Below are 20795 nucleotides of genomic sequence, written 5' to 3'. Positions count from 1 at the left end.
GGGCAGGAACGCACTACGGCGGAAAAGGAAATATGCCGCTGAAGCGGCCCGCCGTAGGCGGAGAATCCCGTGAACGGGATTCTTTCTTGTATGGTATCCATTAATTGAAATGAAAACAAAGACGGAAAAAGAATTTTTATATCTATAGTTGTTGTACATTAAATGCGGTAGTCTGCGGTGGAATGCTGGCGGTCTGGAAGTTCGCATGGGTAATCCGTACCATCTGGCCCGGCTGCAGATTTCTGAATCTTATGGGCAGACCGAAGCGGTTTGTAAAAGTAGTTGTGTTGGTAATATTAAACCTCGTTTGATTGTTCATATTATTTCGATCTGATGTAATGATATAATTTTCGTCGAAATCAATAAAGATAATCTGTCCTGTAGTAGTTGAAGACGGCCGCTGAGGCGGGAGAGGACGTGGGGGCGGGAGAGGCCGCTGAGGCGGAAGGGGCCGCTGTGGAGGAAACGGCTGCGGAAGGCTGCTTTTTACCATAATTAAAATTGCATTGGACTGAGGGGGAATACTCCTCGTCATACGTGAATCAGCTATAACATTTACGCGCATTCCCTTCTGAAGGCAGCATAAACACATACTTTGCCCGAAGGAATTTAAGATAGTAGTGTTTGGATTGATATTTAATCTGAGACTTTGCTTAGAGGTGGAATTGCTTCCTCCCGAGGAAGAGTAAGTGATCAATATATTTCCTGAAGAATTATTAAAACAGAACGCATCCTCTATTAAAGCATTATTTATTCGTATTGTGTTGCCGAATAAGAGTTCAAGTGGATCAAAAGCCATAATATATATTACCACCAGAGTATTTTAATACAATGTATGCGAATTTTATTTGAAATGTGTGCTGATTAGCGCTGAAACTGAAATAAAAACACCGTCCGGTTGTCAAGCGATGGATTACCTGTTATAATCCACATAAGTATGAGGGGCCGGCAGTCAGCTCTAATTTCTGAAAAAGTTTTTGGGAGATAACAGATTAATTTAAAAGGAGACAGTCCATGTGCAAATGCGGTGTGTGCCAGAGAATTGAATTGATAAAACAAGGCCAAAATCCTTACTTTGTAAAAGAACTTGAAACCGGATATGTTGTAATCGGAGATTATCAAAGATTTAGAGGATATACTCTTTTTCTGTGTAAAGAACATGCGGAAGAACTGCATTTTTTGGAAGAGGAATTCAGATATAAATTTCTACGGGAAATGTCAACGGTTGCGGAAGCGGTTTACAAGGCTTTTAAGCCGGATAAACTGAACTATGAACTGTTGGGAGTGGGCAATGCAGTCCATATGCATTGGCATTTCTTCCCAAGGCGGAACGGTGATACCCCCAATCCGGGGCCTGTATGGAAACTGGATAAATCAGAGATGTACCATGAAAAATACCGTCCTGCCAAACTGGATCTGGAAGAGTTGAAAGCCCAGTTAAGGGCAGAACTGGATCAATTAACAGAATGACGGAAAGCAGGAGAATGACGGAAAGATATGGTGAACGGATGATTGTCACAGATTTTAAAGAATGCCACATAAAAGAGGCGCAGAGAATCGCCCATGAGAATTATGACGAGGAACGGATGCATACACCGATATTGCCTGAGATCGAAATATTCCCGGATTTGACAAATTTTGCAGCCAACGGACTGGGAGTGGCGGCATTTGAGAATGACCGTATGACCGGGTTTCTGTGCTGCTTTAATCCGCGGGAACGCGTATTTGGATCTTTAGCGAGAGGATGTTTTTCACCCATCCAGGCACACGGTGCGGTAATAGAAAACAGGGAAATGATCTATAAGAGGATGTACCAGGCAGCAGCGGAAAAATGGACGGCTCAAACGATCGCCTGCCATTCAATCGCCCTGTATGCCCATGACCATGAGGCGGAAAATGCCATGTTTACTTATGGATTTGGCCGCCGGTGTGTGGACGCAGTGCGGGCGATGGAGATAATTCCATGCCGTCCATGCGGCGGGATTACGTTTGAAGAGCTTTCGAAAGCAGATAAAAGGCGGATAAAAGAACTCCGGTGGATGCTGGCGGAGCACATGGGAAAAAGCCCTTGTTTTATGCGCACTGAGAGGAAGGATTTTGAGCGGAAATTTGGGGCATGGGAAAAGGAAGATACCAGGGTATTTATTGCCAAAGATGGAGAGGAACTTGTCGCATTTGCCGAGATTTCAGATGAAGCGGAAACATTCGCCGCAACCCAAACGGCGGATATGTGTAATTTGTGCGGGGCGTTTTGCATTCCCAGATTGCGGGGAAGGGATGTGTACCAGAATTTGCTGAACTTTGTTATGATTCAGATGAGGGCAGAAGGTTATAACCGGCTGGGCGTTGATTATGAAAGCTTTAATCCCACGGCGAATGCCTTCTGGCCCAAGTATTTTTCTGAATATACACACGGCGTCGTCCGCAGAATTGATGAATGCGCCTTTATGGGCTGATATAGACGGCAAATGCTGGAATTCAGAAAGGAGGGACTTTTAGTTTGGAAATATTCAAGGGAGGCCGGATTCCGGCGGAACATAAGAAGAGAGAGAAGAAAAAAGCGGCGTATGAAAAAGAATTCAGATACCTGATGAGCCAGGAAGAGAAGATGAGAAAGACCGCGGAGCAGAAAACAGATCCTGCATGGAAGAAGAATCTGGAGCAGAGGATTCCACCCAAAGTCCAGGTGAATCTGCAGAAAGCCTTCTGCACCGCTTTTTCCGTGGTATTTGAACAGGGAGAAGGGCTGATTGGAAAGACCTTTAACAGAGAAACCATTTTAGAGGATTACTCGATTCAGGATTACGCTGTTCAGGTGAAAGGAAGCCATAAACAGATAAAAAACATGAGAAAAAAGGCAGGAGCGCCTGACTTGAGAAACCTGGCCATAACGACAGCGGAGGGAATCGGTTTGGGAGCTCTGGGCATCGGAATCCCGGATATTGTCTTTTTTACGGGTTTTATCCTTAAAGGCGTATATGAAACATCCCTTCATTACGGTTACGATTACATGCTGCCTGAGGAAAAACTGCTGATTTTAAAGCTTTTGGAGGCTGCGTTGGCTAAGGGAGAGGATTGGAACCGGCTGAATGGGGAAGTGGATTCCTGGATGGAACAGGGAATGGGGACGGCAGACATGGAGCAGGAGCTTAAAGCCCAGATGAAACGGACTGCAGACGCATTTGCTCTGGATATGCTTTTGATGAAATTCATACAGGGCCTTCCGCTGGTCGGCGTCTTGGGAGGGGTGGGAAACCCGGTTTATTATAAGAAGATCATGAAATATGTCCGGCTGAAATATCAAAAACGCTATGTCCTAAACGGTCTTGAAAAGATAAAAAAAGACCAGTCATAACTGCCGGTTAAAAAATATAAAGAAAAGTTAACAGACGCTCAATTGTGACACGGGTCTGAATCTGTTATGCTGAAATGTGTCTGCCGGAACGTATTTTTTAGGCGGATTTTAACAGCGCAATAAACAGATTGGAGGAAGATGCCAGGATCAGCGCCTGATGAAACGGAGTTTTGTCAGTTCTCCGTTTCCCGAAGGCGCAAATACCGGCAGAAAATCATATGAAAATTGGTGAAGTGATACGCAAATACCGGAAAGAGAAACAGCTCACACAGGAACAGATGGCCAATTGTCTCGGAGTTACGGCTCCAGCCGTCAATAAATGGGAAAATGGAAATGCATATCCGGATATCACGCTTTTGGCCCCCATTGCCCGGCTGCTGGGAATCAGCACGGACCTTCTATTGTCCTATCGGGAAGAACTTACGGATAAAGAGATCACCGGGATGGCGGCCTGCCTGGGAGAGAAGCTCAGGAAAGAAGCATATGGACAGGCGTTTTCATGGGCTGAGGAAAGGATTCTGGAATATCCCAATTGTGATAAGCTGATTCTCACAATGGCCCAGATTTTGGACAGTTACCGGTATATAGTCAAAGCGGCGGATGCAGAAACCTATGACGGCAGAATCCATGGATTTTATGTGCGGGCGTTGAACAGCAAAGATCAGGAAATCGCCCAGGCGGCCGCGGCCGCGCTTTTTTACTTCTGTTTATCGAAAGAAGAATTTGATACGGCCCAGGAATACCTGGATCAAATACAGGAGAGAACTGTGAACCCGGACCGGCTGCAGGCGGTGCTGTATCAAAGGCAGGGGAAGACAGAGGAAGCGTATGAACGATATGAACGGTTATTATTTTCCTCATATGGTGACATCAACTGGGCTTTGAATGGAATCCACACCCTGGCTTTGGAGGAACACGATGTGGATAAAGCTGAGAAAATGGCTGAAAAACAGAGACAACTGGCGGAATTACTGGAAATGGGAAAATATATGGAAGTTTCTCCCGGTCTGGATCTGGCAGTGTTGAAACAGGATAAAGAAGCGGCCATTCAAATCATGACGGATCTGGTTCATAATATAAAACATGTGGACGGGTTCAGAAATTCAAAATTGTATGAACACATGAGTTTTTCCAACTCGGGAAAGAAGAATTTCGCATTCATGCTTTTGAAGGAATTAGAGGAAGAAGAAAGCATTGATTTTATTAAAGACGATAGACGATATAAAATGCTGATGCGGGAATTAAAGAACATGGCGGAGGAATAGTGGTTTTTCCATGATTAGAAAGCGGCTGATTGAGGCCGCTTTTTTCTATATAGAATCCTGTCTGTGGGATTCTTTCTTAATTCCGATTGTTTTTAACGGGCAGGTTGAGTATAATAAATCCTATAGATTGTATATGGAATAGTTAAAATGCATAAAAACCTATCATAACGGAAAAGCGAGGGATTGAGAGTGCCGGAAGGAAACAGCCAGTGGATGCGGAAAGATAAAAATATTGAAGCCTGCCAAAAGGATGATTATACAATAAAAAATGTTGCTTCTTATATCAATAAGATTGACCAGCTCATTACCGCCCGGAACAGTGAAGACAGTATTCTGGTGTACAGGGGGGAATCCAAATGGTATCCCACATCCTGCCGCGCCAATATCTTCCGTAAAGGTGTGATGGATGGAAACCGCTTTTTTGAGAAAAGCTTATTTGATGCCATGAGGCAGAGTTATCTGACCAATGACAAGCGTTATCTGGACAATGCCATTGACGCCCAGCATGGGGAATTTCCCAGCAGGCTTTTGGATGTAACCTATAACTGCCTGTCGGCCCTTTACTTTGCGGTCACGCCCTATTACCATAACCCGGAAAATTCCATGGATCAGGAAGACGGGATGGTATTTATCTTTTTTATAGATGAAATTTTCAGCCCCAGCGCCCAGAATACCAATGACAATTATGACGCGATCATCAACCGGGATAAGAAGTGGTATACGGATAAGATCATATTTGAGAAAAACCATAAATTCATCGACCATACGAAGCTGAATAAGAGGATCATTGCCCAGCAGGGGGCATTTATACTGTTTCAGGGAAATGACGCGTCTGATCTGCCGGATTATATGACCTATGGAATCCGTATTCCCAAAGAGGCGAAACCTCTGATCAGAAAAGAACTGCGGCAGATGTTCGGGATTCATACCGGGACGATTTATCCGGAGATCATGAACCTGGTGGACGATATCAGCGAAAAGAGCAAGAAATTGAACACGGAAGAATTCTGCTGCAATAATGAGCTGAATTACGCTGTGAACAACCTGAATAAAGAATTGGATTATTATTTTGACTATATCATTGATAAAAAGAGAGCGGCAAAAGAAGATGGCGGAAAGGCGGATATTGACCAGGCTTTAATTTATGTGGAATCGGTAATCAACAGCTACCGGATCGGCCTGCTGGATTTCTTAGAAGATTTTCCTCAATATGAAGAAGAAAACGTGATAACCAGGGATCAGATGAAAAAGATCATCGGCAGATATAACCAGATGGTCGCTGATTTTACGGAAGAACTGGGCCGGTACGGTATTGAGGCATTTTCAGGCGGACAGTTACAGATTTTGACCGATTGATACTTGAGGGACGGCAGCCCGCCTTTCCGGAAACTGCCGGCGCCGTCTCAGACGGCATACGTGAATGGTTGAAAGGACAAAGGATAAATGAGTGTGATCAGGATGAAGACAAAGAAGATAGAAGCGTATGGGGAATACATCAGAAATATTTTAATTAACCGGGATATTGACTGCGACGAGCAGTGGTGGGAGGGACTGGAGTCCAGTTCCGAAATCGAGAGCCTGATAAATACAGAGACATACAAGATCAGCAATTCCCTCAAGATGAAAATTGAGTCCGAGGAGAAATTCATATTTTTAGGATTTAAGCAGTGCGTGGACAGGGAAAGGCTGCTGAAAGAAATCGGGGATGAAGTGAAACATATGGCTGATGGCTATGACGGCGGGCTGGGAAGCATTCATTTGGTCTGTTTCGTGACAAATATGAGAAACCGGATTTTTCTGGAAAAATTGATCTGCTCTGAAGAAGGGCAGAAGATGAAGAGACGGGTACGGACCATCACCGGGAATAAGAGAGACAGGATCAACTGCACCTATATTCTGGATCACGAGTTCAAGAAGCAGGATATCAAGCTCGTAAACCTGAAACGGTATGAACTCATACAGATGCCTGCCCCCAGAAGCCATATTAACTGGGAAGGAAATGAAACCTTTAAGGCAGGGCGGAAAGGTTATGTGATGACCGTGGATCTGTACCAGCTGGTGGAGATCTATAATAAAGTGGGAGACCGTTTGTTTGACCGGAATGTAAGGTATGGCCTCAATGAGCAGCTGGGGGTGGACCAGGCGATCAAAGATACGCTGGAGAACAATCCGGAGCAATTCTGGTTTAAGAATAACGGCGTCACCATTATGGTGGAATGGCGGGATTTTAAGCTGGACCGGGTTGGCGAGATCCTGCTCGAGAGTTTAAATGAATATGGGAATTTACAGTTTTCTGTGATCAATGGGGCTCAGACCATCACTGCGGCTGCGGAGTATTTCTATGGACAGGAATATGAGCTGGAAGAATGCCGGCTGGAGGCGGAGAAAAAGAAGATAAGGGACCGGATTAACGGTTCCAAAGGAGCCCAGGTATTGCTGCGGATCATACATATTCCCCGGGAGGAGGAAGGCGGCGCCCAGGATGGCAGCTCAAAAGAGGTCAGTGAGATCAGCGTGGCATTAAACCGGCAGAAGCCGATTAAGTCGGAGGACATTGCGTTTGCGTCGCCGTTTGTTGAAAAAATGGCGGGATATCTGGAACGGGAGCAAAGGGCTGGAAGAAAGTATTTTAAGCTGGTAAAACGGGGAGAGGACAGCCGATTCGAACACAGCATTGATTTGGTGGAGTTTGCCAGGGCCCAAAAAGCCTGCGCCGGGGAGCCGGGGGATGCCAGAAGCAAAGGCACCAATACGCTGCTGAGTTTTGAAAGCGGGTTGAACGCGGACTATCATTTTAAGGACACCGGTATTTTTGCGGAAGAGTGGATGAACGCGGACCCGTCGGAAGAACCCCTGGTTTTCCAAAAATATTACGGAGCCGTCAGCTTTGCCGTGAAAACCAGCCGATTGTATGAAAAACTGCGGCCGGATTTTTATTTTCCGGATTTCAAACAGCAGGTTGTGATTCAGAACGGAAAATGGTACTTTACGTCTTATCTGACAGGCCTGTTCAACTCGTTTCATACGGACTTTTTGGAGTTTCAGGATCGTTTTGATCTGGTGAACCTCTGTATGACGGAGCTTATGGAACTGTTTGCCAAACGTGTGGCGGAGCTTTCCGGTGACTACCTGGAAGATGAGTACGAGTTTAATTCCAACCTGTTTAAAAAGAATGAATTTTTTAACTATATCGTCAATGAAATGGATTGGACAGAATTTGGTGATTTGGTCAATGACCTGCCGGAATCAGGGGGCAATCTGTTATTTACGGGGCCTGAGGACCAGTCGGCAAACAGGATCCTGGCCCTGAAGGTCAACCGGATAGAATTGGGAACCGGGGAGGACGAACAGGATATTTCTGTTGATAGTACGGCTGAGGCCATGGTTAAAACTACGGAATATATACTCACTAATTATCATTATACCAACGCTGAAATCATCGCATGGTGCGGAGGCTGGCTGGGCGATGACCGGGCTGAGATCGATTTTACCGCCGGATATTTCAGGGGCAGAGAGAAGAAGATAATGGTAAATGGAAAAGAGTACTGGATTGGGACTTCGTCCAACAGCAAGAGAAAATACGACCAGATAGAAGAGCTGTGTATGGTGGTCGGAGTAAAACACGGAACCATAAGATGGTATTCCAAAAGTGTGAAAAAACCCATATTTGAATGGTAATGAGCAGTCCGCCCGCAGGATACCACCTGCAGGCGGACGTATCATTTCAGACAGGTCTGAACTGTTACAGGCGGACTGCATTTTATGCAGTTTAGGATTCCCACAGTTTGACGAAAAACTGTGCATTGGAGGCCAAATACTTATATTTATGGCGGATGATGTGAAAGGTCCGCCGGATATGGAAATCTGTGTTCAGTTCCACCAAATCCCCCTTTTCCAGCATGTCTTTTAAAAGGTGGCGGGAGAGCACCGTAACCGCTTTGCCGTTTAGTACCTGTTGGAAAATATTGGAGTAATTGATTGTGGACCAGACGGGGGTCAGCTTTATCCCATTTTTGGCAGCTTCGCTGTTCAAATGCTCTCTGGTTCCGGTTCCATTTTCAGGAAGGCTTAATCCGGCCTCATTGAGATCCTGGAGGGAGAGCATTTTAGAGGAGCGGTCTATTGAGTAACCGGCCAGGGGATGAAACGGAGCGCATACGGCGGCCAGGTCATCTTTATGAAACGGAGTGGATACCAGGGTATCTAAATGAATAATCCCTTCAATAATGCCCAGATCCAGCTCATTCACAGCCACCTTTTCTTCCACATAACTGCTGTGATTTTCCGTAATCCGGACCAGGGTGCCGGGGTAGGTTTCATAATACCGGTCCAGATAGTTCTGAATGTAAGTGATGCCGATCCCAAGGCTGCAGCCCACTTTTAAAACAGGGGAAACTGCCTGGGACTGGAGATGGTTTTCGAGCTGTTCCATGCTGAGTAGAACATTTTTGCTGTCCTTCCACAACTGCTTTCCGGCAGCGGTGAGATAAATCTGGCGGTCAATCCGGTCAAAGAGACGGACATCATAGTGTTTTTCCAGTTCGCCAATCATTCTGCTCACTGCTGGCTGGGTCATATAGAGACGTTCCGCCGCTTTTGTCATGCTCAACTCTTCACACACCGTGCAGAAGACCGTCATATGTTTTAAGGTCATAAGCCCTCCTATCCATACTGAAAATGATATGATACTAATGCAATTATATTATTTTACACATGGATATGCAAGTGATATACTTCATTTGAACAAAAGAAGATTTAAAAAGGCAGATTTTGAAATGGGCGGCAGATTTGGCGGCGTCATGTCCAAACCGCTGCTAAAAAAGGAAAGGGAAGGGGATTGGTGATGAAAACAGATACTGCGGCAAATAAATTGAAAACATTGTTCTGCTCCAATTTTATGATCAGCGCCTGTACATTTGGCGGGGGAGGCGTTATCATACCGGTTTTGCAGAAAAAGTATGTGGAGGATTTGAAATGGATTGAGGAAGATGAGATGATGGACATGATCGCCATCGCCCAATCCTCACCGGGTATTATGGCAGTGAATACCTCCATTATCATCGGATACCGGATAGCGGGGATCAGAGGGGCAGTCTGCTCCATTGCCGGAAGCGTGCTGCCTCCAATGGTAATTTTATCGATAATTTCATTCATTTATGAAGCGTTCTGCACCAATTATATCGTTGCATTGGTGCTGCGGGGAATGGAAGCCGGGGTGGCGGCAGTGATGATCAATGTGTCAATAAACATGTCCGCCAATGTGGTAAAACACAAGAATCTGCTCAACGATATTCTTTTGGCCGCAGCAGCAGTGGCCGCCATATTCTTTGGAGTTCCTATTATAAAACTAATTCTGATATGCGGCGCCATCAGTATAGCTGCGGTGGTTATAAACGGGTATAAGGAGAAAGTGAGGGGAACGGCATGATCTATTGGCAATTGTTTCAGACATTTTTTATTGTTGGCTTATTCGGATTTGGCGGCGGCTATGGGGCGACGGCGCTGATGCAGGATTTGATCGTGAGCGAGCGGGGCTGGCTGACTATGAAGGAATTTGCGGATGTGATCACCGTATCCGAGATGACACCCGGCCCTATGGGAATTAACATCGCTTCTTTTGTAGGCGTTCAGATGGCGGGAATCCCCGGAACGGTGGTATCTACCTTATCTTACGTACTTCCTTCCGCAGTAATTGTCATGACGCTGGCATGGTTTTATATGAAATACAGGCAGCTAAAAGGGGTTCAGCAGGTATTAAAAGGCCTTCAGCCGGCAGTCTGCGCATTAATCATATCTGCCGCAGTCCGCCTTGCGGTGAACGCAGTCTGGGCGGGCCATATAGAGTTTGCGAAAACCAATTGGCCGGCGGCTGCCATGTGCGTTGTTTTTTTAGTATTGCTCCGGAAAAAATGGATCGCACCGATACCTGCAATATTCGCCAGCGGTGCTGTTGGGGCGGTTATTTATGCATTTTTGGGGTAGAGAGTTAATTTTTTTTGCGGGAGTTACGCCGTGAATCCTGGGAACGGGGACGGGCAGGGCCTGCGCCCCCCCGGGGGCCAGCTTCCAACCGTAAGTGGGGCTAGGTCTGCAAGGGCGGACAGAGGCGGTGCGGCGCCCATTCGAGGTGAACTCTTTATGGACTTCACCTCTCAGTGGGCGCCTCAGAAACTGATCTGGTTTTCAGTTTCTGCCCGCCTCTGTCCGCCCTTGCAGACCTAGCCCCACTTACGGTTTCCAGATGCCCCCCAGGGGCGCAGGCCCTGCCCGTCCCCGTTCCCAGGATTCACGGCTGGGTATCGGCTGAATAAATTTACATCACCCCTCAAGGCATTTTTGAAAATGCCTTGAGGGGTGATGTAAAAAAAATGGATGCGGTAAAAAATCCCCCTTCTGCTTCCCCAGGCTGACACTAAACCTGCATTCTACAAATCAGGCCTGAGAAAACCAGCAGGAAAGCGGGACGACGGCCCGCCCCGCCTGTCCCAGCCCCCGGCTCTCCATACGGCCCCTCGCCCCGCTTTCCTGCGTAACTTACTCATCTCCCCCCAGCAAAATCCCCTCCTTTAAACCTGCATATCATTTCATTGGTCAAACTGAAATCATCATATTTAGCTGTAATCTCATCTCTCTCCATCCACACTGCCAGGGACAATTCCTGTTCGTCCACATGGAGGGTGTCGTCCCCGTCCAGTTCGCAGAAGAATCCCATTAAAAGGGTACTGGTCATGGCCCAGGGCTGGCTTTTGTAATAGGTGATATTTTTTACTCGGATTCCCGTTTCTTCCATAACTTCCCGCCGCACTGTTTCTTCAATGGATTCCCCGATTTCTGTGAATCCCGCGACCAGTGCATAGTTGGAATATTCCCTTCCCGCATATTTGGTCATTAGCAGTTTGGTTCCATTGGTAACGGCTACAATGACAGCCGGATTGATCCTGGGATAGACCAGATTGGAGCAGGCGGTACAGCGCAGCATCCGCTCCTTATGGTCATGTTCCAGCTTTTGGCCGCAGCGTCCGCAGAAACGGTTGGTCTGGTACCAATTGATAATGTGCATGGCAGTGAGGCCGGCGAATGCCAGGTGTTTGGGCCTGAGGGAGCGGAAACTGCTGCGGGGGACAAAATGATATCCGTCAGGCGGCGTCATCCCCGCTGCGTCCAGCCAGAAATAATCCTCCTGGTCAATGGTGAATAAAAATATGGAATTCACTCCATGCGGCGCGATTTGGCCGTATTGGGGAAATGAGAACCCGTCTTCATTTTCACTGACCAGTACGGAGCCATTCTGTGTGATAATTATTAAGCTGTCAGTCTGTGGTTCCTTTTCCGTGTATTCATTATGGAAAATATGTGGTGTGATATCCTGTATCAAAGCTTGAATCCTCCTCTAAAACGTTTGTGGCAGACAATATGTCTATACTACCACAAAAACCGGGAAAATCAAGAGAAATGCCGTCAGCCCCGGGAATGCAGCCGGACCAGTAAAAGGCCGGTTATGGCCAGTAAAAACTGTGAGGCGGGAGAGGACAGCCACACGCCGTTTAGCCCCATCATTTTCGGAAGAAATGCTATGAGCAGGACGGATAAGAGAACCGGCTCTCCGTAAACCATGAGGCAGGCGGAGCCGCTATTTCCTGTGGCATAAAAATAGGATGTGGTTACCCGGCAGAAAGCGGTGAAAAGAAAGCCCGGGAGGAAAAAATTCATTCCCTGTACGGCAGCTATACCCACCTCACCGGACGCTCCGAAAAGAGGGGGAATGTAATCTGCCAGTAAAAAAATACCGGCGCCCATTATGAAAGCGATGATTGCGGAGAATAGGTAAGCTAAAACCCGGACCTGCAACGCACTTTTTAAATCCCCCTGTCCCAGGCTCAGGCTGATCAGCGGCTGGCTGCCGTCACTGATCCCTTGGAGAAGCAGGAGGACAATGGAGGTCACATAAGAAATCACTGCGTAGGCGGCAACCGCAGATTCTCCGCCGTAAGCCATAGCCCATTTGTTGAGAAGGATCATGACAAGGAAAGGCGACATGGTAAGTCCAAAGGGAGAAACACCCGTTTTTATGATTACGCCTGTGACAGAGGAACGCCATCTGTAGTGCCGGAAGGATAAACCAGCCGCTTTTTTTACCAGGAAAGCCAGGCAGGGCAGAATGGTACCCCCCTGGCCGATGACAGTTGCCAGCGCCGCCCCTGTCATCCCCGTCTGGAAATGGGCGACGAAAAGCCAGTCCAGCAGAATATTTGTGATAAAACCGCAGACCATAGCGGTCATGGCCAGCAGCGCCCTGTTAAAATTCCGGAGAATAGGGGTTAAGCCTGTGGCGAAAATCTGGAATACGGTTCCGGTTGTGATGATCTTCATATATTCGGATGCGGCCTCCAGCACATGTCCATTGGCTCCCATGACAGACAGCAGAGGCCGGTACAGAGAGAAAAACAGCGCTGTCAGGACGGCTCCGGCAGCCAGCAGAAGTCCCAGGGTACTGCCCAGATAGAGCTTTTCCTGCTCACTGTCATTTCTGCCTCGGAAGATGGATATTTGGATGGCGCCTCCCATGCCCAGCCCTGTGCCCATGGCCTGAATAAATGCCGCCAGCGGGAATGCGATATTTATAGCCGCCAGCCCGGTATCGCCCATATTCTGTCCGATGAAGAATCCGTCTACGATTGTATACAGGCCGGAAAACGCGAAAGCGAGCATGGACGGCAGTACGTTTTGGAAAAATTTGTTAGTCATTGTAATTACCCCACTTTTCTAGTATGATAGAGAGTATAAATGTTAAAGTAACTTTAATGTCAAGAGCTTTTTATAACGCGGCTGTTAGAAAAGGTTATTGCTCACAGCCCCGCAAAGCGGCACGGCCGGCAGGCCGTATCCGCCCGAGGGGGCTGTGAACAATAATCAGAAAGGCGGTGGGAGTTTGAACGAACAAAAGACGCTGACAAAGCTGGCAGAACTGTTCCATATCGCCCCTTCGGCTTTGAGATATTGGGATAATGAAGGGCTGATCCGGTTTGAGCGGTCGGATGAGAACAATTACAGATATCCGTCCATCCAAACTATGCTGGACATCTGCGAGGTGCTTTTGAACCGCAGCCTGTCCATCCCTCTCAGGGAAATGCGGAAGATTCCACAGATGAATGCAAAAGAATACGAACAGATGTTAGATCAAAATGAGAAAAAATTAAAAGAACAGGCCAGGGAAATACAATTGGCAGTTAAACGGATCCATATAAAACAGCAGCGTCTGAACCAGCTGAACCAACTTCGCCGGCAGAACTGTTTTGTGGTGGAGGAGAGACTATTTCCGGCCGTTAAAGATTTTTCCTTTCAGAGTGAGCAGGATCTCCAGCGTTTTGTTACCGATCCCTATCAGGCTGCCGTTTTAGTCTCCCCGGATGGAACCATCCGGTACGGCCTTTTTACAAAAGAAGAGAAAGGCATGATTCTGCGGAGGGCCGATGAACAGAAGAAACGTTATCTCAAGGGGCTGCTCCGCCTGCCTTCCGATGGGAGGGAAGAAAGCAACTACCAGGCATTTTCAGAAGAAGCCGCACATTTGGGCGCCGCTCAGGGGCTTGTTTTCGGCAGGTTTTTGATTTCAGTCTGCGACCAGGACAGGTACGATTATTATGAGGCGTGGATGGAGCTGGAAGAGTGATTTGACATTACAGAAAGAGAGAGGATACAGCCCATGCTGGATTTTCATACAAAATACAGGCCGTTGACATCACGGCCATTTTTATCCAATCATACATATGCCGAATATCCGCCCTGCCAGGCCCTGAAACCGTATATCTCCTGTTACTGGACCACGTCAGAACCGGAAAATATACCGGGATCAGGAGAATGCGGCGGGGTGCTGGTGATACCGGATACCTGTGTCGATCTGATGATAACGGTCAACCATACCAGACAGAAAATAACGGGCAGGTGGTGCGGGATGCAGGATCATTCCTATGTAACGGAAAGCCGTCCTGTGACAGGGGAACAGATTTCCGGCTTCGCGGTGCGGTTTCATTTTTGGGCGGTTCATCTGTTCCTAAATTTGAATTTCCGGGAACTTTATAACCAGGTATTGGATGCGGAAACGGTTCAGAGAGAGTGGCTGACCGTATTTGAACCATTTTTTTATGTTTTGGATGTGAAAGAACGGATTCAGCTGGTGGAGAAATTTTTGGCCGATAAGTTGGCTGAAGACCGTGTTGACCACAACCTTTTTAATTCATTTCAGCAGATTCTGTCATCGTCGGGGACGGCGACGGTCAGGGAAATCTGCAGTTACAGTTGTATCAGCCAAAGGCAGTTGGAACGCCAGTTCCTGCAGCAGGTCGGATTGTCCATAAAAAGAACTTCTAATTTGGTCCGCTATCAGAATGTCTGGCGGGAGGTGGCCGGATCGGAACAGTTTGGGATTCAGGACGCGGTTTACCGTTACAGATATGCCGATCAGTCCCATCTTTTAAAGGAATTTAAACGGTTTCACGGAGTGACGCCGGAACAGGCAAAACAGATCGCCTTGTCAAACCGTTAGATGTCGTTTTTTTACAATACTAATTTCTATGCGGATGATATATTAAGTACCGGAGGCTGGAGTATATTTAAAATTTACTTTAGGGAAGTCTTATCACATAAGGCCGCGGCTGGCGGTGGAAATGAGGATTGTATGAAAAAATTAGATCAAAAAGCATATTGTGAAGTGAAAAATTGGATGCACCGCAATGCCAGGGCATTGGAATTGGCTGTCTGGCAGTATCATTTTGAAGATGGAAGCCGGGAAAAGATAGTGGAGGAATTGGCCTATTATCAAAATGAAGACGGAGGATTTGGAAACGTGCTGGAAGCAGACTGCTGGAATCAGGAATCCACGCCGTATACTACCTTAATTGCCATTGGTATTTTGAGGGATATAGGGGCATTTGCTCCGGCTGATCCTATGGTGCAGGGGATTTTCCGGTATTTGGAAAATTGCAGGTACTGTTCCTCACAGGGATGGTTTTTCTCCATTCCATCCAATGACCAATACCCCCGCGCTCCGTGGTGGACTTACAATGAAGAGGCCAATGCCCTCCATGGAACGGGTATAACCGCTTCTCTGGCAGGAACGGTTCTTCATTATGCGGACCGGGATTCCGAACTGTTTAAAAAGGCGGCAGACTATGCAAAACAGTTATTGGACAAGGTGAGTACAACGGAAGATTTGGGAGAAATGGGCGTCGGCGGAATCTTCATGCTGGTGGGAGATATTGAGCAGAGCGGTTTGTCGGATCAATTTGACTGCACCGCAGCGAAACAACGTCTTCCGGAACTGGTTAACCAGGCTATCGAGAGAGATGTGAACAAATGGAACGGTTACTGTATGAGACCGTCGGAATGCATTCCGTCCCCCCATGCCCCGGCTTACAGGGGAAATGAAGAGATTGTGGAGAAGGAGCTGGACTATCTGATTGAAACCAGAAACCCGGGCGGAGTGTGGAATATTACCTGGTCCTGGTTTGACTTAGGAGAGAAGTACGGCAAGGAATTTGCCATCAGTGAAAATTGGTGGATGGCCACAAAAACGATTGAAAAGATGAGATTTTTAAGGAATTTTGGAAGGTTATCATAATTGATTCAGAGTAATTTTCGAATATAGGCTGATGTTGGCGGAATGCTGTATTGATTTTTTACAGCATTCCGTTTTATTATTGTAACGAAATGACAAAAAATCGGATGTATAGAGTGAAAGGGGGAATGACAGTGCAGGATATGGACCGTATTTACAGGGAATACGCTCACATGGTCTATAAATATTTACTGGTGAAAACCAGGGACAGCGGCTGGGCGGAAGAACTGACCCAGGAGACATTTTACCGCGCCGTCTATTCTCTTGAAAACTATAACGGGGAATGTAAGGTATCCACCTGGCTGTGTCAAATCGCCAAACATGTCTGGATGCAGGACCTGGAGAAACGGAAAAAACACCGGACAGAGGAACTTACGGAGAATATGGAATGGAAAACGGCCGGTATGGATGAACAGCTTCTCTATTCGGAGCAGAAAATGACGGTGATGAAGGCTCTGCACGGAATGAAAGAGCCTGCGCGGGAAGTGATGTATCTGAGGATATTCGGGGAACTGAGTTTTAAGGAAATCGGTGAAGTGATGGGCCGGAGTGAAACCTGGGCCAGAGTTACATTTTACCGGGGCAGAAAGGGATTGATGAAAGGAGAGATTATATGAGCCGGAAAATGGACTGTGATATTATTCAGGATCTGCTTCCTCTCTATGCGGAACGCCTGGCTTCTGAGGCCAGCTGCCGGATGGTCCGGGAACATTTGGAAGAATGTGAAGAATGCCGAAATCTGTTAGCCGAACTGGAAACTCCGGTTCAGGGGATGTCGGAGGAAGAAAAAGAGGAAATTGATTTTTTAAAAAAGATAAGGAAACGCCATAAAAGGCTTTTCAGGGCGACAGCAGGCTTGACAGTGATTCTGCTGGCGGCTGTACTGTCTGCAGCCGTTAAATTCTATGTGATTGGAAACCCGGTCGATCCAAATTCAGTGACCTATGAATGCGTGTATGACCCGGAGACGAAGGAACTGACGGTCCGCGGAACGATTAATTACCGTATGACGGAATTTAGCGGTATACGGGTGAAGGAAAGCAGCATTTACGGGAACACTCTGGATGTAAAGGTGCTGGGGGCCGACCGGTTTTCCTATGACAAAAACTATAATACGAATTTTACGGAAACCATTAAGATACCGGATGACGGTGAATGCTGGCGGGTGGATTTGGTGGGGCCGGGATATACCAGGCGCAGTCTATGGGACGGATTCCGGTTCGAGGACATGACGCCGGAAGAAATGGAGGAGTTCTTATCACCGGAAACCCGTGTCACCTCGGACCAGGTGAAAATGATTACGGCAGATATGACCAGTGCAGACGTTCAGGAACTTCTGGGGACCACGACGGGCACCTATCAGGACGGCTCCCTGAACTATACTTTGACTTATATTGTGGATGAAGACTATCTGATTGAGCTGGTTTTCGACACATCAAACCCAGAACTTCCCTGCGGTAAAACCGGAGAAGAGATTCTGGAAGGGAAACGTAAACGGGAACCATTGGAATACCGGATCGAAGGAGACAGGCTTATCACATTTCCGGGAGAACAGGGATGAGACCGGGGAACCGTCCGGATAGGTCTGAACAGTTACGAGACCGGGGAACCGTCCGGATAGGTCTGAACGGTTACGAGACAGGGGAACCGTCCGGATGGGGCTGAACGGTTACGAGACAAGAGAACCGTCCAGATAGGTCTGAACAGTTATGAGACCGGGGATTGACGGAATGGTTTCTGCACAAAAAAGATGGAAATTAGGTGAAAGTGTGTTATTATAAAAAAGAAGTAAAGGGATTTAGACAAAAAGTTTGTTATTAAAAAATAAAGGGATTAACGGGTCATAAAGTTTCAGAACCGTATTTTAAGGACATATGTTTGAGGAGGAACAATCATGGGAGAATTGTCAAAGCTGCCCAACTTAGGGCCGGTTGTGGAAAGCCAATTAAATCAGGTGGGAATTACCACTTATGAGCAGTTAAAGGAGGTTGGGAGCAAACAGGCCTGGCTGAAAATTAAGGCCATTGACAGTTCTGCCTGCATTCACCGCCTGCTGGCTATTGAGGGTGCGATTCAGGGGATTAAGAAAACCCAGCTTCCGGAGGAAAAGAAGGAAGAGCTGAGGGGATTTTACAGGGCGGCTAAAAAGTAGGGCGCAGCGGCAGTCGCTTTCATTTAAGGGATTTAGTCGGAAGCAAAACAGATATATATGATGATTATTGGAGAAATTATATGGATGGATCGGGAATAAAACCACAGGTAATTGAAGATGAAAGAAATACTGGAAGCCCATGGATATGAAGAAGGGGCAACAGGTTCGCCTAAAACTATTCTAAAAACAGCTTATAAAGCTGGAATGATAAAAAATGAAGATTTGTGGCAACGGTTCAGATAGGTCTGCGCATTTACTGCGCGGACCGTACGAAAACATGGTGGTCGCAGGCATCCAGCCCTTCGCCGCAGGCGACTTTAATGGGCTGGATGCGTAACAGTTCAGACTTGTCTGAACTGTTACGATTTGTGGCTCCGGGCTTTGCAGGAGCGGAATAATGTTGCTCATTCCTATAATCAAAAGATAGCGCTTGAAATTGTCATGTGGGTAAAGTTGACTTTTTATAATACATTTTGTGAATTGAAAAAGGAAATCGATGATAATTGGATATAGAAGGCAGCAGTATTCCCTTTGTGACAGTGACAGACTACATGAGCAGTGATATCGGCGGTCTGATGGAATTAATTTGAGGTTATCGAATACCATAAAGAGCAGGAAGAATGTGGAATTAGACAGTTCCACATTCTTTCTGCTCTTTTTTTGTATAAAACATCCAAAATTATAAACAAAACAGTTGACTTGTTATGCACAATGTGTTACGCTTCAATCAGATAATGCATCATGCATGATGCATTATCTGGAACCGCCAAAATAGAAAAGGAGGATTTTATTTATGAAAAAACTGACAGCATTTTTTCTCATCCTCGCCGTATCAGGCGCCCTGACGGCCTGCGCCACGGCAGAGACGACTCAAAAAACTGACAAATCCGCTGACAAGACAGAGACAGCTAAGGACAGCACTGAATATATAACAGCCGTAGACGGCAGCAAGGTGGCTAAACCGGAGAAATTTCCAAAGGGACCGGTCACAATTCTGGTGGGATCGACTGCGGGAGGGGGGACGGACATCATGTCCAGGGCCCTGGCGGAACCCATGTCGGAGCTGATGGGGGTGGCTGTGAACATCGTAAACCGGGAAGGCGCCAGCGGCACCATTGCGGCTGACGAATGCGCGAAGGCGAAGCCGGACGGATATACGATCATCACCGGCATGCCCGCGCCCTGGTACATAAAACCGCATCTATCGGATCTGACCTATGATCCGTTCCAGGATTTCCGCAATATTTCCGTCATATCGCCGGATGAGCCCCTTGTAATTGTGGTTCCCGCGGATTCTGAGATCGGGGACTTTGAACAGGTGGTACAGATGATGAAGGACGGGGAGAAAGTGGTATGGGGGACATCCAACCCAGGTTCCGTCGGAAACTGCGGCCTCAGCGATTTGTTCATGAAAATGGATATCTACGGCAAGTTTGAGATGGTGCCCTTTGCGGGCGCGGCCGACGCCCTGACTTCCCTGATCGGAGGCCATATCACCATCTCCACGGCCGACTTAGCTGAAGCGGCTCCGAGAGTGGCCAACGGAACCCTCAAGGCCATCGCAGTATTTGGAAATGAGCGCTGCGAGGCTCTTCCCGATGTTCCATGTCTGAAAGAGCTGGGATTTGACAATACGGACTGGGTGATTGCGTTTAAATGGATCTCAGTGCCCGTGGAAACTCCGGATGAGATCGTGGACTACCTGAAAGCGGTGATTGATTTGTCCGTGATGAGCGATTCCTATAAGGAGTTCATCAGATCTCAGAACGGTCTCGACACCTATATCATGAGTGAAGAGGATTTGGATAAAAAATTGAAGGAATGTTATGATGCATATGATGAAGTCCTTACGGCCACCGGGCAGCATAAATAATCTGTCCGGAAGCGGCCGGAGGCTGAGGCCGGCAGGCCTGTGGGGAGGATGCCATGAACCAATATAAGACAAATATAATAACCTCTGTATTTTTTATCATTTTTGGAATTGCAGTTTGGACTGCGGTGCCGTACTGCATCCGGTATGCGGACACTTACAGCATGGGAAATGAGATTCTTACCAGCTATTTCATGCCTCGTGTCCTCGTGGTGATCCTGGTCTTTAACAGCACAGTCAATCTTCTGATCAATCTGACGCATTATCTGAGATCCAGAAAAAACGGAAGCGCCATGCCCGCCTATGCAGGCATAGCGTGGGCGAAGGAAAGGCATGTCCTGGTGTTTGCCGTCATCATGCTGGTCTATGCGGCAGCGCTCACCCATTTGGGATTCATCCTCTCTTCCGCAATCTGCTGCGGCGCCCTGCTGGTCTATGTCCGGGATAAGAAACCGCTGCATTATGCGATTGTACTGGCTTTTATCATGGTGATGTATCTGGTATTCACCAGAGTGCTGTATGTAAAACTGCCATAATTT

20 protein-coding genes are annotated in these 20795 nt (G+C 47.1%); 17 read left to right on the top strand and 3 right to left on the bottom strand.

Annotated features, from left to right (window positions below):
• Positions 1–1014: 1014 nt before the first annotated feature.
• From GPL15_RS09285 to GPL15_RS09260, 6 genes are all read left to right on the top strand, one after another.
• Positions 1015–1470 carry an HIT family protein gene (locus tag GPL15_RS09285; RefSeq protein WP_215698251.1) on the top strand — a complete coding sequence of 152 codons (456 nt, stop codon included), beginning with the start codon at positions 1015–1017 and terminating at the stop codon, positions 1468–1470.
• A 14-nt stretch (positions 1471–1484) separates the two neighbouring features.
• The gene (locus GPL15_RS09280) at positions 1485–2456 is read left to right on the top strand and encodes a GNAT family N-acetyltransferase (protein WP_215698249.1); all 972 of its coding nucleotides are present in this window, start codon (positions 1485–1487) and stop codon (positions 2454–2456) included.
• A 44-nt stretch (positions 2457–2500) separates the two neighbouring features.
• Positions 2501–3355 (top strand): EcsC family protein, encoded by an 855-nt coding sequence (locus GPL15_RS09275; RefSeq protein WP_252198238.1) that lies wholly within the window; start codon positions 2501–2503, stop codon positions 3353–3355.
• A 218-nt stretch (positions 3356–3573) separates the two neighbouring features.
• Positions 3574–4620, top strand: coding sequence for a helix-turn-helix transcriptional regulator (locus GPL15_RS09270; RefSeq protein WP_215698247.1), 1047 nt, complete (start codon positions 3574–3576; stop codon positions 4618–4620).
• A gap of 213 nt (positions 4621–4833) precedes the next feature.
• Positions 4834–5976 (top strand): FRG domain-containing protein, encoded by a 1143-nt coding sequence (locus GPL15_RS09265; RefSeq protein WP_252198236.1) that lies wholly within the window; start codon positions 4834–4836, stop codon positions 5974–5976.
• A gap of 87 nt (positions 5977–6063) precedes the next feature.
• A complete protein-coding gene (locus GPL15_RS09260; RefSeq protein ID WP_215698243.1) occupies positions 6064–8298 on the top strand; it encodes an AIPR family protein in 2235 nt (744 codons plus the stop codon).
• Positions 8299–8389: 91 nt separating this feature from the next.
• Here GPL15_RS09260 and GPL15_RS09255 read toward each other — a convergent pair whose 3' ends face one another.
• Positions 8390–9274 (bottom strand): LysR family transcriptional regulator, encoded by an 885-nt coding sequence (locus tag GPL15_RS09255; protein ID WP_215698241.1) that lies wholly within the window; start codon positions 9272–9274, stop codon positions 8390–8392.
• 189 nt (positions 9275–9463) lie between these two features.
• Here GPL15_RS09255 and GPL15_RS09250 point away from each other — a divergent pair, with 189 nt between their 5' ends.
• Both GPL15_RS09250 and GPL15_RS09245 read left to right on the top strand, forming a co-directional pair.
• On the top strand, positions 9464–10048 hold the full coding sequence (locus tag GPL15_RS09250) for a chromate transporter (protein ID WP_215698239.1): 585 nt from the start codon (positions 9464–9466) through the stop codon (positions 10046–10048).
• A complete protein-coding gene (locus GPL15_RS09245) occupies positions 10045–10602 on the top strand; it encodes a chromate transporter (protein WP_215698237.1) in 558 nt (185 codons plus the stop codon). Before GPL15_RS09250 ends, GPL15_RS09245 begins: the two co-directional genes overlap by 4 nt.
• A 556-nt stretch (positions 10603–11158) precedes the next feature.
• Here the strand turns inward: GPL15_RS09245 and nudC are convergent.
• Both nudC and GPL15_RS09235 read right to left on the bottom strand, forming a co-directional pair.
• Positions 11159–11995, bottom strand: a complete 837-nt coding sequence (gene nudC / locus GPL15_RS09240) for an NAD(+) diphosphatase (RefSeq protein WP_215698235.1) — start codon at positions 11993–11995, stop codon at positions 11159–11161.
• Positions 11996–12078: 83 nt separating this feature from the next.
• Complete coding sequence (locus GPL15_RS09235; RefSeq protein WP_252198234.1) at positions 12079–13365, bottom strand: MATE family efflux transporter; 1287 nt, start codon at positions 13363–13365, stop codon at positions 12079–12081.
• Between the two features lie 184 nt (positions 13366–13549).
• Between GPL15_RS09235 and GPL15_RS09230 the strand changes: the two genes are divergently transcribed.
• The 9 genes from GPL15_RS09230 to GPL15_RS09185 all read left to right on the top strand — a co-directional run bounded on the left by GPL15_RS09230 (position 13550) and on the right by GPL15_RS09185 (position 20792).
• Positions 13550–14290 (top strand): MerR family transcriptional regulator, encoded by a 741-nt coding sequence (locus tag GPL15_RS09230; protein WP_215698233.1) that lies wholly within the window; start codon positions 13550–13552, stop codon positions 14288–14290.
• Positions 14291–14323: 33 nt separating this feature from the next.
• Complete coding sequence (locus tag GPL15_RS09225) at positions 14324–15163, top strand: AraC family transcriptional regulator (RefSeq protein WP_215698231.1); 840 nt, start codon at positions 14324–14326, stop codon at positions 15161–15163.
• Between the two features lie 132 nt (positions 15164–15295).
• The gene (locus tag GPL15_RS09220; RefSeq protein ID WP_215698229.1) at positions 15296–16237 is read left to right on the top strand and encodes a hypothetical protein; all 942 of its coding nucleotides are present in this window, start codon (positions 15296–15298) and stop codon (positions 16235–16237) included.
• A gap of 113 nt (positions 16238–16350) precedes the next feature.
• Complete coding sequence (locus tag GPL15_RS09215) at positions 16351–16851, top strand: sigma-70 family RNA polymerase sigma factor (protein WP_346344930.1); 501 nt, start codon at positions 16351–16353, stop codon at positions 16849–16851.
• A complete protein-coding gene (locus GPL15_RS09210; protein WP_215698228.1) occupies positions 16848–17795 on the top strand; it encodes a zf-HC2 domain-containing protein in 948 nt (315 codons plus the stop codon). The genes GPL15_RS09215 and GPL15_RS09210 overlap by 4 nt, the downstream gene beginning before the upstream one ends.
• A gap of 333 nt (positions 17796–18128) precedes the next feature.
• Positions 18129–18386 carry a TfoX/Sxy family protein gene (locus tag GPL15_RS09205; RefSeq protein ID WP_215698226.1) on the top strand — a complete coding sequence of 86 codons (258 nt, stop codon included), beginning with the start codon at positions 18129–18131 and terminating at the stop codon, positions 18384–18386.
• A gap of 117 nt (positions 18387–18503) precedes the next feature.
• The gene (locus tag GPL15_RS09200) at positions 18504–18629 is read left to right on the top strand and encodes a hypothetical protein (protein ID WP_346344928.1); all 126 of its coding nucleotides are present in this window, start codon (positions 18504–18506) and stop codon (positions 18627–18629) included.
• A 550-nt stretch (positions 18630–19179) separates the two neighbouring features.
• On the top strand, positions 19180–20259 hold the full coding sequence (locus GPL15_RS09190; protein ID WP_215698223.1) for a tripartite tricarboxylate transporter substrate binding protein: 1080 nt from the start codon (positions 19180–19182) through the stop codon (positions 20257–20259).
• A gap of 53 nt (positions 20260–20312) precedes the next feature.
• Entirely contained in the window at positions 20313–20792 is a 480-nt protein-coding gene (locus GPL15_RS09185; protein WP_215698222.1) for a tripartite tricarboxylate transporter TctB family protein, read from the top strand.
• The last annotated feature ends 3 nt before the right edge of the window (positions 20793–20795 follow it).

The organism is Clostridium sp. MCC353 (genome assembly GCF_018785315.1).
Taxonomy (GTDB): Bacteria; Bacillota; Clostridia; order Lachnospirales; family Lachnospiraceae; genus CHH4-2.
The sequence above is the reverse complement of the archived record's forward strand: the minus strand, read 5'-3'. Positions and strand labels throughout refer to the sequence as shown.